The 15,922-nt window shown below is 40.5% G+C and carries 16 protein-coding genes and 1 other annotated feature; of the genes, 10 read left to right on the top strand and 6 right to left on the bottom strand.

Annotated elements, in window-relative coordinates:
- Positions 1–225 precede the first annotated feature (225 nt).
- The gene (locus tag JI723_RS09885) at positions 226–474 is read left to right on the top strand and encodes a DUF2498 family protein (protein WP_070928116.1); all 249 of its coding nucleotides are present in this window, start codon (positions 226–228) and stop codon (positions 472–474) included.
- Between the two features lie 92 nt (positions 475–566).
- Here the strand turns inward: JI723_RS09885 and sohB are convergent, their stop codons facing one another.
- Positions 567–1,613, bottom strand: coding sequence for a protease SohB (sohB, locus tag JI723_RS09880; protein WP_070928118.1), 1,047 nt, complete (start codon positions 1,611–1,613; stop codon positions 567–569).
- Positions 1,614–1,791: 178 nt separating this feature from the next.
- Here sohB and JI723_RS09875 point away from each other — a divergent pair, with 178 nt between their 5' ends.
- On the top strand, positions 1,792–2,556 hold the full coding sequence (locus JI723_RS09875; RefSeq protein WP_272580110.1) for a YciK family oxidoreductase: 765 nt from the start codon (positions 1,792–1,794) through the stop codon (positions 2,554–2,556).
- 4 nt (positions 2,557–2,560) lie between these two features.
- Positions 2,561–3,151: a cob(I)yrinic acid a,c-diamide adenosyltransferase gene (gene cobO, locus JI723_RS09870; protein ID WP_272580109.1), complete on the top strand. Its 591-nt coding sequence runs from the start codon at positions 2,561–2,563 to the stop codon at positions 3,149–3,151.
- A gap of 133 nt (positions 3,152–3,284) precedes the next feature.
- On the opposite strand, the gene JI723_RS09865 is transcribed toward cobO, so the two are convergent.
- From JI723_RS09865 to rnm, 4 genes are all read right to left on the bottom strand, one after another.
- Positions 3,285–4,193: a hypothetical protein gene (locus tag JI723_RS09865; protein WP_337979339.1), complete on the bottom strand. Its 909-nt coding sequence runs from the start codon at positions 4,191–4,193 to the stop codon at positions 3,285–3,287.
- A gap of 165 nt (positions 4,194–4,358) precedes the next feature.
- Positions 4,359–5,276, bottom strand: a complete 918-nt coding sequence (gene rluB / locus JI723_RS09860; RefSeq protein WP_272580107.1) for a 23S rRNA pseudouridine(2605) synthase RluB — start codon at positions 5,274–5,276, stop codon at positions 4,359–4,361.
- Between the two features lie 136 nt (positions 5,277–5,412).
- Positions 5,413–6,033, bottom strand: coding sequence for an L-threonylcarbamoyladenylate synthase (locus JI723_RS09855; RefSeq protein ID WP_070928126.1), 621 nt, complete (start codon positions 6,031–6,033; stop codon positions 5,413–5,415).
- A gap of 289 nt (positions 6,034–6,322) precedes the next feature.
- Positions 6,323–7,195 carry an RNase RNM gene (rnm, locus tag JI723_RS09850; RefSeq protein ID WP_272580106.1) on the bottom strand — a complete coding sequence of 291 codons (873 nt, stop codon included), beginning with the start codon at positions 7,193–7,195 and terminating at the stop codon, positions 6,323–6,325.
- 167 nt (positions 7,196–7,362) lie between these two features.
- Positions 7,363–7,463: a sequence feature (Trp leader region), on the top strand.
- A gap of 27 nt (positions 7,464–7,490) precedes the next feature.
- Here rnm and JI723_RS09845 point away from each other — a divergent pair.
- From JI723_RS09845 to JI723_RS09815, 7 genes are all read left to right on the top strand, one after another.
- Positions 7,491–9,065 (top strand): anthranilate synthase component 1, encoded by a 1,575-nt coding sequence (locus JI723_RS09845; RefSeq protein ID WP_070928130.1) that lies wholly within the window; start codon positions 7,491–7,493, stop codon positions 9,063–9,065.
- The gene (locus tag JI723_RS09840; RefSeq protein WP_070928132.1) at positions 9,065–9,673 is read left to right on the top strand and encodes a glutamine amidotransferase-related protein; all 609 of its coding nucleotides are present in this window, start codon (positions 9,065–9,067) and stop codon (positions 9,671–9,673) included. Before JI723_RS09845 ends, JI723_RS09840 begins: the two co-directional genes overlap by 1 nt.
- Positions 9,674–9,694: 21 nt before the next feature.
- Positions 9,695–10,696 carry an anthranilate phosphoribosyltransferase gene (gene trpD / locus JI723_RS09835; RefSeq protein WP_070928134.1) on the top strand — a complete coding sequence of 334 codons (1,002 nt, stop codon included), beginning with the start codon at positions 9,695–9,697 and terminating at the stop codon, positions 10,694–10,696.
- A gap of 1 nt (position 10,697) precedes the next feature.
- On the top strand, positions 10,698–12,056 hold the full coding sequence (gene trpCF, locus JI723_RS09830; protein ID WP_272580105.1) for a bifunctional indole-3-glycerol-phosphate synthase TrpC/phosphoribosylanthranilate isomerase TrpF: 1,359 nt from the start codon (positions 10,698–10,700) through the stop codon (positions 12,054–12,056).
- A gap of 64 nt (positions 12,057–12,120) precedes the next feature.
- A complete protein-coding gene (trpB, locus tag JI723_RS09825; RefSeq protein WP_337979338.1) occupies positions 12,121–13,311 on the top strand; it encodes a tryptophan synthase subunit beta in 1,191 nt (396 codons plus the stop codon).
- Positions 13,311–14,117, top strand: coding sequence for a tryptophan synthase subunit alpha (gene trpA, locus JI723_RS09820; RefSeq protein WP_272580104.1), 807 nt, complete (start codon positions 13,311–13,313; stop codon positions 14,115–14,117). Before trpB ends, trpA begins: the two co-directional genes overlap by 1 nt.
- 238 nt (positions 14,118–14,355) lie before the next feature.
- Positions 14,356–14,670, top strand: a complete 315-nt coding sequence (locus JI723_RS09815) for a BON domain-containing protein (protein WP_272580103.1) — start codon at positions 14,356–14,358, stop codon at positions 14,668–14,670.
- Positions 14,671–14,963: 293 nt separating this feature from the next.
- On the opposite strand, the gene ompW is transcribed toward JI723_RS09815, so the two are convergent.
- Complete coding sequence (gene ompW / locus JI723_RS09810) at positions 14,964–15,602, bottom strand: outer membrane protein OmpW (RefSeq protein ID WP_070928144.1); 639 nt, start codon at positions 15,600–15,602, stop codon at positions 14,964–14,966.
- Positions 15,603–15,922: the final 320 nt, after the last annotated feature.

The following is a 15,922-nucleotide window of genomic DNA, read 5'->3' as shown; positions in this document are numbered from 1 at the left end:
CTTTTTTATATTGCGGCACAATTGCAATATATCAATATAATTTCTTTAAATTGTTTGCGTTTAAGCAAAAACTACAAAGCAAATCACGCTATGCTAAAAAGAACATAAAGTGTTCTAGCTGACTGATTTTAGCCGTATAATAACTAATTCATATCAACGAAAAGCACACACTCTACCTGATAAAATACGAGACGCAACCAATTATTTTCTTAAGGGAGCTAACTAATGCACGATGATATCCAATCTATAACACAAAACGAACTTCTTGAAAAAGCTAATGAGATCATAAAGAAACATGAAGACTACATTCATGGTATGTTTGTTGATACTGTAGAGCAACATCGCGGCACTTTAGTTTTTAAAGGTGAATTCTTTTTAGATGAAAATGGTATCCCAACCGCAAAAAGTACCGCAGCTTTCAATATGTACAAACATTTATCCCATTTGTTTTCAGAAAAATATCACCTTAAGTAATGGTACGTAATCAAAAAATTACCGGCAATCAGCCGGTAATTAATAATAGATATGAAATAGATAATTTGCGAGCAAACCAAGTCTCAATTTATTTACATAAACGGTTTTTGACCTCGCTGCCACCAACGCAATAGTAGTTTGTCTACATTTTCGGACACACTACTTGTAAAACGCTCTAGCATTTTTTTACTCTGCGTATAGCGAATACCGACAATTTCCTTTGTATCAATTGAAGCAATAATAATATCATCACTCACCCCAAGCTCATCAATTAAACCTTTATCTAATGCTTGAGTACCGTACCAATATTCACCTGTAGCAACTGAATCGATATCCAATGATGGACGATTTTGATGAACAAATTGCTTAAATAGATCATGGGTTTCATTGAGGTTTTCAACAAATTTTTTACGACCTTGTTCAGTATTTTCACCTAACATAGTTAATGTTCGTTTATATTCACCAGCAGTATGAAGCTCGACATCAACATCATGTTTTTTCAGTAAACGATGGATATTAGGTACCTGTGCTACCACACCAATTGATCCCAATATAGCAAACGGCGCTGCAACAATTTTTGTCGCAATACATGCCATCATGTACCCACCACTCGCAGCCACTTTATCAACAGCCACGGTTAATGGAATATTTTTCTCTTTTAAACGAGATAGCTGAGATGCCGCTAAACCATAACCATGTACCACACCACCTGGGCTTTCAAGGCGTAATAATACTTCGTCCTGCTGATCTGCAACGGCAAGTACAGCACTGATCTCTTCTCTTAAAGAGCTCACTTCACGTGCATCCATGCTCCCCTTAAAATCGAGGACATATAAACAAGGCTTTTTTACCGCCGTCTGGCCTGTTTTCGCCCCTGCTTTTTCATTTTTTTCTTTTGTTTTCTGCTGTTTTTTAAACGCTTTTAACCACGCTTTATGTTCAGCATCATTCATTTTAACTTGTTGCATTTGACGTTGACGTTCACGGTAGTTTTCACCTAAATCGGTGATTTTTAGTTCACCTCGGCTACCTTGACGACGCATTCCAACACCAAATACAAAAACGGCAAGCACAACAATCGCCACGACAATTGTGACAACTTTGGCTAAAAATAGTCCATACAGAGAGAAATACTCCACAAAATCATCCTTCTGATATTAAGCTTAATAAAAAATAATCTCATGATTGCCGCGAAACAACCAGTAAAATAACTCTGCTTTATCGTCATGTTACTTGAATTTTTACGTCAAATTGGCTAATCATCGTAATCATGCGATGATATCTCAACATGTTAACAAAAAAGATAGGAAAATTACCATGCTCCACTATCAACCCAAACAGGATCTCTTAAGTGGCAAAACCCTTCTCGTAACAGGAGCCGGTGATGGCATTGGCCGTGAAGCTGCATTAACCTATGCCCGATTTGGCGCATCGTTGATCCTCATCGGTAGAACGTTGCATAAACTTCAATCAGTCAGTCAAGAAATTGAACAGCTGACAGGTAAATCCGCAGATATCTATGTATTAGATTTGTTGACAGCTACCCATCAAGAGTACACCGAACTGGCACAAAGCATTGCCCAAAAACATGCTTACCTTGACGGTGTTTTACACAGCGCAGGTTTATTAGGTGTAGTTAGCCCTATTATTGAGCAGCCTGTAGTTGAATGGCATGAGGTTATGCAGGTCAACGTAAATGGCGCCTTTATGCTAACGCAAGTTTTGCTACCTCTATTACTCAAAGCCCCGAATGCCTCTTTAGTTTTCACCAGTTCAAGCGTAGGTAAACAAGGCCGTGCAGAATGGGGAGCTTATTCGGTTTCAAAATTTGCTACAGAAGGCTTAATGCAAATTCTATCTGAAGAGTATAAAAATAGTAGCTTGCGCGTTAACTGTATTAACCCAGGACGCACTCGTACTAGCATGCGAGCCAGCGCGGCTCCAAATGAAGATCCAATGACTATTAAAACTCCTGCCGATATTATGCCAATATATTTATATGTTATGAGTGATGATAGTCTACGAAAAACAGGGATCAGTTTTGATGCCCAACCTGCTCGTAACGTCAATATAACGGAGTAACCGTATGTCTCAAAGCCGACACGAACAACGCCAACAGCGCCTGAAAGAAAAAGTTGATGCTCGTATTGAATCCGCCCAAATAGAACGTGGTATTTTGCTGGTTTTTACAGGGAATGGAAAAGGTAAAACAACAGCAGCTTTCGGTACCGTTTGCCGAGCGGTCGGCCATGGGAAGAAAGCGGCGGTAGTTCAATTTATTAAAGGAAGTTGGGATAATGGTGAACGTGAGTTACTCGAACCCAATGGCGTCCCTTTTTATGTGATGGCAACAGGTTTCACATGGGAAACCCAAGACAAGGAGGCGGATACTTTAGCTTGCCTTGAAACATGGCAACATGCACGTCAACTATTGTCTGACCCATTAATCGATTTAGTGGTGCTCGATGAAATGACTTATATGGTCAGTTATAACTATCTACCATTAAGCGAAGTCATTGATGCCCTAGAACATCGCCCTGAAAACCAATCAGTTATTATTACAGGCCGAGGATGCCATCGTGACTTGCTAAGTTTAGCGGATACAGTGACAGAAATGCGCCCTGTAAAACATGCCTTTGATGCAGGAATTAAAGCACAGAAAGGTATTGATTGGTGAGTCTACTGGCTGGTGTACATATATACTCAAAATAATTCGAGAGGTAGATAGATGACGCGTAGCCGTAATCACTATGCCTTTAATGAAAAGCCCTGCAATGTGAATTATCGTGAGTATAAGTACATCAGCAATATTAATTAAGCATCAACGTACCCGCCCCAAAAATCGCCTGAGTCTGCTGCATAAACTCAGCATACTTGCGTTTTTCAAGCAATGAACGTTTATCACTCCCCATACGGCTATAAATCACCGCCATATTTGAAATATTATCGTGGTATTTATTGTAGTAAAATGCTTTTCTCTGTGGATCTAAAGAACGACGAAAGTTATTAATTAGACATACGACATCTAAAGCATACATTTGCAGTGTTTCATCAGAAAAATGAGGTGGAGAAAGCGGGTAATTGAAATCTACAGTGACCGATTGCACCTCATCATTAATCAGTTTCTTAATTATTAGTTGTGAAAGTAAAACATCTTCATTACGAATTAAATCGACCAACTCTTTATGAGTTAAACATTTAGTTTTTACTTTACTCACTGTCGTCGAGCCGGCGAGTATTTCGGAAACATATTCTCCTACTGCGATATCACAATTAAATACATTATTATCAATTATATAATCATTACTACTATTGATCCTACCCACCAACTCATAGCCATCAATAACTAAAGATTGTTTATTTAAATGATAAACAGCAGGGATCCCCTCAGTGCCATAAATAAAATCATACGCATAATAAAATTGTTGGGTAGGATTTAGAATACCGCCTTTATTACCTGGATAAACAATAAACTGAACCACTTTACCCGTCGCGGTCGTCATCGAGTGAAAACCCGGACTGAGAGAAATACTGCCAACCCCATTTTTGGGGATCACAATAGGCTGATAATCGATTAAAAATATGAAACTATCCGATGAGTCATTAGTAAAATAAAAACGCCCACTTTCAGGAGTTACTGTTTGGTTACTATCACAACCACTTAAACTTAATCCTAAACCCAATACCATGACAGCCGACATTAACCGAAATCCATTCATATAAAATAACACCCTGTTCTACTGCTACTAACAAATAAAATATCGTAAATACAGAATATTCTCAATTATGTATTTGTACTTTTGTGACAAATACATTATCAAAATTAATAAAAAAGGCTATGGATCACTCCATGGCCTTTCCAAAAAATAATGATAAATGATTTGTTAGATGCGGGTACGACGCTTAGCCGTTGGTCTTGATGACTGGCGTTTTGATGCAGGTCTAGCGGCAACTTGTGAGTGACGTTTAACCGCACGACGGATTTGATTGGCTTTAATACGTCGTTGATCGCGTTCAACCGCCACTTTAGATTCGGTTTCGGCCTCAAGTTCAACTAATTCTCTTAAATAGTTAGTTTGTTCAAGCCCTAATTCAGTCCAACCACCGCGAGGTAAACCTTTTGGTAAGTCAATATCACCGTATCTAACACGGATCAGGCGGCTAACTTGAACACCCACAGCTTCCCAGAGTCGACGAACTTCACGGTTACGGCCTTCAGTTAAGGTTACGTTATACCATTGATTCATTCCCTCACCGCCACGATATGAAACCGTTTTAAATGCCGCAGGGCCATCTTCTAGTTGAACACCTTGAGTTAACTGACGAATTTTTGCATCTGTGATTTCACCAAATACACGCACAGCATATTCACGTTCTACTTCACGGCTTGGATGCATCAAACGATTAGCTAATTCACCATCGGTAGTAAACAGTAACAATCCGCTAGTATTCACATCTAAGCGACCTACAGCAATCCAGCGTGCACCAACTAGCTTAGGTAAGCGAGTAAATACGGTTGGACGCCCTTCGGGATCATGACGAGTACATAGCTCTCCCTCAGGCTTGTAATATGCCATTACACGGCAAATCTCTTTTTCTGGCTCTTTAATGGTCAGAATACGGCCATCCATACGGATTTTAGTCGCAGATTTTACTTCAATGCGATCACCTAACGTCGCCATTTTACCATCAACACTGATGCGACCTTCTTTCAAAAAGGCTTCAATTTCACGACGGGAGCCATGCCCAGAGCGGGCAAGAATTTTTTGTAACTTCTCAGTTTTTTGCGGTTTAGCGCTCATATAACCCTCGAATGTCGCCTTCACAGGCGTCAATAATTTTTCGTGACCTATCACAAAAAATAATGAATAAGAAAACCTGCGCATTATACACAGGTTTTCAAGGATCCCCTATTAATAATCCTTTGGCTAAAAAAGCTTATTCAAACGGTGATGGATCACCTGTACCTACACGAACCACCACGGGTGCATCATTAGTTAAATCAATAACCGTGGTCGGCTTTTGGCCAATGTAGCCACCATGGATCACCAAATCGACCTGCTTACCCAGTAAATCACGAATTTCCTCAGGATCAGATTGAGTAAAATCATCCCCAGGCATAATTAGGCTGGTTGACATCAGAGGTTCCCCCACGGCTTCCAATAAATCACGTGCAATCGGGTTTGCAGGAACTCTTAAGCCTATCGTTTTACGTTTTTCATTCATTAAACGGCGTGGTACTTCTTTAGTCGCCTGAAGGATAAATGTATAGTTACCTGGTGTATTATTTTTGATTAAACGAAATGCACTATTATCAACATGTGCATAATTTGATAGCTCTGATAGATCACGGCACATCAACGTAAAATTGTGATTCGCATCCAGTTGACGAATACGACAAATGCGTTGTAATGCATCTTTATCTTCTAATCGGCAACCAATTGCATACCCAGAATCGGTTGGATAAACGATCACACCACCTTGATTTAAGATTTCAACGCTTTGGCTGATTAAGCGCGGTTGTGGATTATCCGGATGGATATAAAAAAACTGGCTCATACAGACCTCGGTTCTTTATTCTTGACAGCATCATCCGGTAAAAAACCTGAAAATGGCACTATCTACTCGCAAATAACAACGCATCAATAAAACTGACGCAGCTTCTTTCATTGGATGTATTCTACACCGCATTTACGATATATACTCTAAATAATTCAAGGTGCAACTAAGCGGCAAGTGAACGAGTCGCTGAGAACTCAGAGAATTATGTGGCAGCCATGAGTGAAGCTAAGCACCATAAATCAACCAAACGCATTCCAACTTGCAGCATGATGAATATCACCATGTGTTATCGCGTTTTTACCTCATCCCACAGCCCCCAAACTGCTTGTTCATCGTCAGGAAGCCATAAGTTACGGCCCAATTCAATCCAAGAGCATGGCCGATGAAAATCGGAACCCACAGAAGTCTTCAAATCGCTCACTCGTGCGAGTTCAGCGAGATATTGTTTTTCATTCGGTGCTTGTTGGCAATGAGAAACCTCCATCGCGTCCCCCTGACAATCTTTAAAATAAGCCACCAAACGTTTAAGCCATTTATTGGACAGTTGATATTTAGAGGGGTGTGCTAAAACCGCAATACCTCCAGAGCGATGGATAGCATCAACGGCATCTTCAATAGAGCACCACTTTGCAGGGACATACCCCATTTTACCTTTCGATAAATAACGCTTGAAAACATTATTGATATTTTTCTCTTTGCCAATTTTAACTAAATATTGCGCAAAGTGTGCTCGGGTTACTTGTCCACCAGCGGAAATTTGTGATGCATTCTCCCAAGCATCGGGAATACCAACTTTTTCTAGCCGACGCCCTATTTCAATTCCACGTTCTAAACGTAACGCAGATTGTTTTTCTAATAATTGCCTCATCACAGATGATGTTGTAGAAAAATTTAACCCAACAATATGAATTTCCATGTTTTCCCACATAGTGGAAATTTCAACACCATTAATCAATTCCAATGGACGTTGAGTTTGCAAAAGGTACTCACGAGCTTTGATAACGCCGTCACAGGTATCATGGTCAGTAATGGCAAGCACATTTACGCCCATTTCGATAGCCCTTTCAATCACTTCCGCAGGTGTCAGTTCACCATCTGAAGCATTGGTATGACAATGCAAATCATATCGTGTCATCAATGGGCTCGAAATTTGTGACATAAGGTAATCATCTCCTTTTCCAATTACGGAATATTTTTCCTGAATATAAATAACAAACTACTTGACACAATCAATGTGATCCAGTTTACTAGTACGCAAGACGGCAGCAATGCCGATATTAATTTGATTATCCAGAGAGGCACTGTATGGCTGTTATCAATCTATCAAATCGTTGGTGGCGTAACTTCCCAAATTGGGCGGAAGACGCACACGCATAGATTCGATATGCCTCAGCGCCAAACCCGCCCTAGTCTGCGGGTTTTTTTATGTCTAAAAATCGTTAAAAGGCAACAAAATGAATAAGCAAAACACAACATTAGCACATTTTAGTTTTCTGGATAGCCCAATTAACTATCAGCAAGACCCAACATTGCTGTTTAACCACCTTTGCCAAGAGGTTCCTGCGACCATGTTATTAGAATCCGCAGAAATCAATAGTAAAGCGAATTTACAGAGTTTGTTAATTGTCGCAAGTGCCCTACGTATTCGCGCGTTTGGTCAGCGTGTTGAAATTGAAGCATTAACCCCAAATGGTGAAAACTTACTGCCTATCATGGCTGAGCAATTAGCAGATAAAGCACTACGGTGTGAACTATCAGCTCAGCACCTGACAATTAACTTCGGTCAACCAAGTCATGAACTCGATGAAGATAGTCGTTTAAAAAGTGCTTCTTGCTTAGATGTTCTAAGGTTACTACCAACACTCGCACAAGCCAGTACTCAACAGCCCGAAAATTTATTTATTGGTGGATTATTTGCTTATGATTTAATCGCTAGTTTTGAATCTTTACCGGCGACAAAAACGATCAATCAGTGTCCTGACTACTGCTTCTTCGTAGCGGAACACTATTTAGTGATCGACCATCAAAATCAGGCTGCACGTCTGAAAAGCTGTTTTTTTACTGATAATGTGGAACAACAACAAACGATTAAACAACGACATGATGAAATCATTTCAGCATGTCGTCCTTTTTTATCGCCTCTAGCATTAGGGACCACTGAGACATTTGCCGTTCACACCAATAAAAGTGATGAGCAATATTGTGCGGTGGTTAACTCAATGAAAGAAGCCATCTATCGTGGTGATATTTTTCAAGTGGTTCCATCACGTAAATTTTCGGTGCCTTGTCCTTATCCACTTATTGCCTATCAAAAGCTCAAAGCACAAAACCCAAGCCCTTACATGTTTTTTATGCAAGATAATGATTTTTCACTGTTTGGTGCGTCACCAGAAAGTGCACTGAAATACAGCTCAAGCACTCGGAAAGTCGAAATATACCCAATTGCAGGTACACGTCCTCGCGGTCGTGATGCTTCAGGCGCTATCGATTTAGATCTTGATAGCCGCATAGAACTCTCCATGCGTACTGATCATAAAGAGCTGGCAGAGCATTTTATGTTAGTTGATTTAGCGCGTAACGATTTAGCGCGTATTTGTGAAGCAGGTAGCCGTTACGTTGCCAACTTAACTAAGGTTGACCGTTATTCATTTGTAATGCACTTGGTCTCACATGTTGTAGGGACTCTGCGCGCTGATTTGGATATTTTTCATGCTTATCAAGCTTGTATGAATATGGGAACCCTCACAGGTGCGCCGAAAGTGCGTGCCATGCAATTGATTGCAGAATATGAACAAGAGCGTCGAGGCTCCTATGGTGGCGCGGTTGGTTATTTCACAGGCAAAGGCGACTTCGATACTTGTATCGTGATCCGTTCCGCTTATGTCGAGAATGGCGTGGCTACCGTCCAAGCCGGTGGGGGCGTCGTACTTGATTCTTCACCTCAAGGAGAAGCCGATGAAACACGTAACAAAGCTCGCGCAGTGATCCGCGCAATTGCCCAAGCCCACCAAGCAGAGGAGTTATTCTAATGGCGAACATCTTATTACTCGACAATGTTGACTCTTTTACTTACAACCTCGTAGATCAATTACGCTCTGGTGGTCATCACGTGGTGATTTATCGTAATACCGTTAGTGCGGAGCATATTTTATCAGTTTTAAATCAAATGGAATCGCCGCTACTCGTGCTCTCACCGGGCCCTGGAAAACCAAGTGATGCAGGCTGTATGCCAGAAGTTTTACAACAAGTGATTGGTAAAATTCCTGTGATCGGTATCTGTTTAGGGCATCAAGCCATTATTGAGGCTTATGGGGGTCATGTTTCTGCCGCAGGCGAAATTCTTCATGGTAAATCATCCATGGCAACTCATGATCAACAAGCCATGTTTAGTGGTTTAGATAACCCAATACCTGTTGCTCGTTACCACTCTTTAGTCGGCAGCCAAGTTCCCGAGCAACTCACTATCTGTGCACAATCAAATGGTATGGTCATGGCGGTACGTAATGATCACGACCGTATTTGCGGTTTTCAATTCCACCCTGAGTCTATCTTAACCACTCAAGGGGCAGTGTTACTTGAAAAAACCGTAGCATGGGCGCTTTCGACCCCAATTAGCACAACAACATCATCGCGTTAACAGGGAAGAGAGAACCTAATTATGCAAACTATATTCGATAAATTATTTCGCGCTCAAACATTAACACAGCAAGAAAGCCAACAGTTATTCAATGCCATAATTCGTGGCGAATTAACAGAGGCACAATTAGCTGGTGTATTAGTCAGTATGAAAATGCGAGGTGAACAGCCGGAAGAAATTGCCGGTGCAGCATTAGCTTGCCTTGAAAATGCGCAGCCGTTCCCACGCCCTGAGTATCAATTCAGTGATATTGTCGGTACCGGTGGTGATGGTGCAAATAGCATTAATATTTCAACGGCAAGTGCTTTTGTTGCTGCACAAGCTGGGATCAAGGTTGCCAAACATGGTAACCGCAGCGTTTCTAGCCGTTCAGGCTCATCTGATTTATTAGCCTCTTTTGGTATTTCACTTGATTTAAGTGCTCAAAGTGCTCGTGATGCTCTTGATGAATTGGGGGTCTGCTTCTTATTTGCGCCACAGTATCACAGCGGTTTTCGTCATGCAGCCCCCGTACGTACTCAGTTAAAAACACGTACATTATTCAATGTGTTAGGTCCATTAATCAATCCGGCACGCCCACCAATTGCGTTGATTGGGGTGTATCAAGAATCGTTAGTAGAGCCCGTAGCAAAAACACTACAAATGCTTGGTTTTACTCGCGCTGCTGTGGTACACAGTGGAGGTATGGATGAAGTTTCTCTTCATGCTACAACACAGGTTGCTGAGTTAAACCAAGGTGTTCTTTCCTTCTATCAACTAAACGCAACTGATTTTGGTTTACAGACTTATCAGTTATCTGATTTAGAAGGTGGTACTCCTGATGAAAACCGAATTTTACTCACCAATTTGTTACAGGGTCACGGAAAGCCTGCACATGAAGCTGCGGTCGCAGCAAATGTTGCCATGCTAATGCGTATTAATGGCCATGAAGATTTAAAACAAAATAGCGAACACGCTCTGAATATTATTCGTAGTGGTAGCGCGTTTGACCGAGTCACTGCACTAGCTTCAAGGAACCAATAAAATGAAAGCGACTGTATTACAAAAAATTGTTGATGATAAACGCGCCTACCTTGTTGAGCGTAAAATCAAACAGCCACTAGAGAGCTTTATCGATACAATAACGCCATCAAGCCGCAGTTTTTATGAAGCACTGTCAGCAAAGCGCCCTGTTTTTATACTTGAATGTAAAAAAGCGTCACCTTCCAAAGGACTGATTAGAGCTGATTTTGATCCTGCTGTGATTGCAAGTATTTATGCGCCTTATGCATCCGCTATCTCAGTGTTAACCGATGAAAAATATTTCCAAGGCAATATGGAATACCTGACCATTGTCAGTAATACCGTTAAACAGCCCGTGTTATGCAAAGATTTTATTGTTGATGCGTACCAAATTTACCTAGCAAGACACTATCAAGCTGATGCAATTTTATTAATGCTATCAGTACTCGATGACCAAGAATATGTCGCCCTTGCTGAGGTTGCCCATCAATTAAATATGGGTGTATTGACTGAAGTCAGTAATGAAGAAGAGCTTGAACGTGCGATTCAACTTAAAGCACAAGTGGTAGGCATTAATAATCGTGATTTACGCGATCTGTCTATCGATTTAAATCGTACTCGCCAGCTCGCACCAAGGCTACCAACAGGCACTATCGTGATCAGTGAATCAGGCATTCACCGCCATCAACATATTCAATCATTGAGTGAATTTGCTAATGGATTTTTGATTGGTAGTGCATTAATGGAACAAGCTGACATCGGCAAAGCCTTACGTAACCTCGTAACTGGTGAGCACAAAGTGTGTGGATTAACCCGCGGACAAGATGCTAAAGCGGCACTGGCCGCAGGGGCAACTTATGGTGGGTTAATTTTTGCAGAAAGCTCCCCACGAAAAGTGACACTGTCACAAGCAAGGCAAATTATCCACGCCGTTCCACTTAAATATGTCGGTGTGTTTCGCGATCAATCTGCCGATTTTGTGGCTCATATGGTAGAGCAGCTTGCTTTATCAGCAGTACAGCTGCATGGCAATGAAGATGCAAACTACGTGCAAAAATTACGTGAAACTTTGCCTACGCATTGTGAAATTTGGAAAGCCGTTAATATGTCACACCCCGATTTTAGCCAATTCGATGAACAACCTATAGATCTTTTATTACTCGATAATGGCCGCGGTGGTAGTGGTAAAACTTTTGATTGGAACATGATCCCCACAAACAGTAAGTTTCGATTTATGGTCGCAGGTGGACTAAATGCAGAAAATTGTCGTCAAGCTGCCAAATTATTGTGTAATGGACTTGATTTCAATTCAGGCGTTGAAATCGAACCGGGTATTAAAAGCGAACAAAAAATTAATCAAGTATTCAGTTCACTCGCTTAATCGACAAGCACATTTAAAACTGAACATAATACGCATATAGAATAGAGATTAAGAGACAAATAAAATGAGTAAACTAGACCCCTACTTTGGTGAATTTGGCGGGCAATATATCCCAGAAATTTTAATTCCAGCCCTGAATCAACTGGAAGAAGCGTTTATTGATGCACAGAATGACCCGACATTTCTAGCCGAATTTCATGATTTATTAAAAAACTATGCAGGTCGCCCTACCGCGTTAACCTTATGTCGTAACCTCACTGAGGGAACCAAAACTAAACTATATTTAAAACGCGAAGATCTGCTACACGGTGGCGCCCATAAAACCAACCAAGTATTAGGCCAAGCACTGTTAGCAAAACGCATGGGGAAAAATGAGATCATCGCTGAAACAGGCGCAGGACAACATGGTGTTGCAACCGCACTGGCATGTGCATTACTGAATATGAAATGCCGCATCTATATGGGGGCGAAAGATGTTGAACGCCAATCTCCTAACGTTTTCCGTATGAAGTTAATGGGTGCAGAAGTGATCCCTGTGCACAGTGGTTCTGCAACGCTAAAAGATGCTTGTAATGAAGCACTTAGGGACTGGTCTGGTAGCTATGAAAAAGCACACTACCTACTTGGCACTGCGGCGGGTCCTCATCCGTATCCAACCATTGTACGTGATTTCCAACGTATGATTGGTGATGAAGCCAAACAACAAATCTTAGAAAAAGAAGGCCGTTTACCTGATGCTGTAATCGCATGTATCGGCGGTGGCTCCAATGCCATTGGTCTGTTTGCTTCTTTTATCCCTGAAGAAGATGTCCGTCTTATTGGTGTTGAGCCAGCAGGCTTAGGAATTGAAAGCGGACAACATGGCGCACCATTGAAACATGGTCGCGTTGGTATCTATTTCGGCATGAAATCGCCAATGATGCAAACCCATGAAGGGCAAATCGAAGAGTCTTACTCCATCTCCGCAGGCCTTGATTTCCCATCCGTCGGGCCACAACATGCTCACTTAAATAGCATAGGTCGCGCTGATTATGTTTCTATTACTGATGATGAAGCATTGACTGCATTTAAGCTCTTATCACGCAAAGAGGGAATTATTCCTGCCCTTGAATCATCCCATGCCCTCGCCTATGCACTAAAAATGGCCGAGCAAGAGCCTAATAAAGAGCAATTGTTAATTGTTAACCTATCAGGTCGTGGTGATAAAGATATTTTTACCGTGCACGATATATTGAAAAGTAAGGGAGAGATCTAATGGAACGTTATACTAAGCTTTTTGAACGTTTAAATAGTGTTAATCAAGGTGCTTTCGTTCCATTCGTCACACTTGGTGATCCTGATGCTGAACTTTCACTAAAAATTATTGATGCATTAATCGCTGGTGGTGCTGATGCCTTAGAAATTGGCATTCCCTTCTCTGATCCTCTCGCTGATGGTCCAACGATCCAAAATGCTAATCTAAGAGCATTTAAAAGTGATATCACGCCAACACTATGCTTTGAATTACTAGCACGAGTGCGTCAAAAACACCCCAATATACCCATTGGGCTGCTGGTCTACGCAAATCTAGTTTTCAGTAATGGCATTGATAAATTTTATTCACGTTGCCAACAAGCTGGCGTCGATTCAGTTTTAGTTGCTGATGTGCCTATGCGTGAATCTAAGCCATTCCGTGAATCTGCTATGGCGCATGGTATTGCGCCAATATTTATCTGCCCGCCAAATGGTGATGATAAACTACTTAAAGAGATCGGTGAATATAGCCAAGGCTACACCTATTTGTTATCACGCGCGGGTGTGACAGGCACTGAGCAACGAGCGCAAATGCCTCTTACTAACCTCATCAACAAATTAAACCATTATCAAGCGGCTCCCGCACTGCAAGGCTTTGGAATTTCAGAACCAGCTCAAGTTGCTGAAGCCATTGCTAATGGTGCAGCGGGTGCAATCTCAGGCTCTGCGGTGGTTAAAATTATCGAAAACAACCTGCAACGTCCTGATACTATGCTGGCTGAGCTCACCCAGTTTGTGGCTAATATGAAGGTCGCCACTGTAAGATAATCTCAAACATAGCATTCTATTCGCCATACCTTTGTATGGCGAATTTACCCTCTCTCATCTCAATTAGACCATTTTAGTTGTATCTTTAAGTTGAATTTTCCCCTATTTCTACTGATACTAAAATTATCAGTGACAATCATTTACTTTATAGTGATTACTCGCTGAAAACTAAATAGCAGCTCTTGCTGAATAACATAACAACCAATAGTTTGTAGTTCGACACGTTAGGAGAGAAAGGATGAAATTATTAAAGTCTGTTGGCACACTACTTGTTGCCACTTTTATGGCATTCGCACTCGCTGCTTGTGCACCTACGTCTAAATCAGAAGGCACTGGTGGCTATATCGATGATACGGTCATTACAACTAAGGTTAAATCTGCTTTGCTTGCGGAGAAAGATTTAAAATCGACACAAATTAGTGTTGAGACATTTAAAGGTCGAGTGCAATTAAGTGGCTTCGTTGATTCTAAAGCCAGCGCAAATAAAGCAATCGAAGCGGCTCGAAATGTAAAAGGTGTTCAATCTGTTATTGACTCGATGAAAATACGTTAATATTTTCAATCCAAACTTAAAATATCAGTCCTATTCGGGCTGATATTTTATCACTCTTGTTAATAGTATTTTTTGTTTTATAAAATAAGATTTGTTATGAATATGTTTCCATATCGTTACGGTAATATTTTTAATTTATATTGAAAACTAATAAGATTAGAAATTAAATTCTTAACTGATTATACATTTTTATCGACTATTTCCATTATAACAAAAAACCCGAGAATACTTATTCCCGGGTTTCCTACTACCTAACATCCATTTAATATCAGATTGCGTCCTGCTAAATTCAATTAGAAGCGGTAACCGACACCAAACATAAATACGAATGGGTCAAGACGAGTATCCACTTTTTGTTGTTCACCGTTAAATTTAAATTTAACGTCTGTATCAATATCCATCCACCACAGAGAGGCGTTTAACATCCAGTTTTCAGTCAGCATATAGTCCATACCAGCTTGTGCTGCGAAGCCCCAAGAACTAGATAAATCAAGGTCACTCAAGCCTAGCTGTTTAGCACCTGAATTGAATTTTTCGTCAAAGAAGAACGTGTAGTTAATACCTGCGCCTAAATAAGGACGTAATTTGTCTTCTTTGCTACCAAAATAATATTGTGCCATTAATGTTGGTGGTAAATGATGAACTGTCGCAATATTACCTAGTTCACCTAAACTAACTTTATGCTCAAATGGCGTTGCAGCTAATAATTCCACACCGATATTATCGGTCACCATATAGCTGAATGTCAGACCTAATTGAGTATTATTATTCGCATTAAAATGGCCAAGCCCGCCTAATACATCGTCAGAGCCTGCATTAGGACGAACAGTTGCAGTACCTGCACGGAAAATAAAGTCGCCTTCTTGATGAGCAATTGAAGCAACTGGAGCTAATGTTGCAGCAGCTAAGACAAGCGCAGTGAGTTTTTTCATTATCAATCCCATTCCTGTGTTTTTTTATTTGGGTGAAATATACCCTTTAATTTTATTTAATGTTCAAATCAAGATCACATCTTTTAATAAAAGAAGCATAATCTGACTAGAGTGAATTTATTATTTCATTTGTAATTTTTTTAATTTTGATTTAAATCAATTTTTATTAGATATATATAAAAATAAAAAAATACTATCGTTATTTTTATATTATTCAGCCAATAAAGTTATATTTAAAATACACCTTTAGCCTGATTAAGAATTATTACTTAATTATTATTTGAGAAAATTTTGTGTTTTTCGCTTACTATTTACGACTA

The sequence above is a fragment of the Providencia manganoxydans genome (genome assembly GCF_016618195.1).
Taxonomy (GTDB): Bacteria; Pseudomonadota; Gammaproteobacteria; order Enterobacterales; family Enterobacteriaceae; genus Providencia; species Providencia manganoxydans.
Note: the sequence above shows the minus strand (reverse complement) of the source record. Positions and strands in the feature narration are given on the sequence as shown.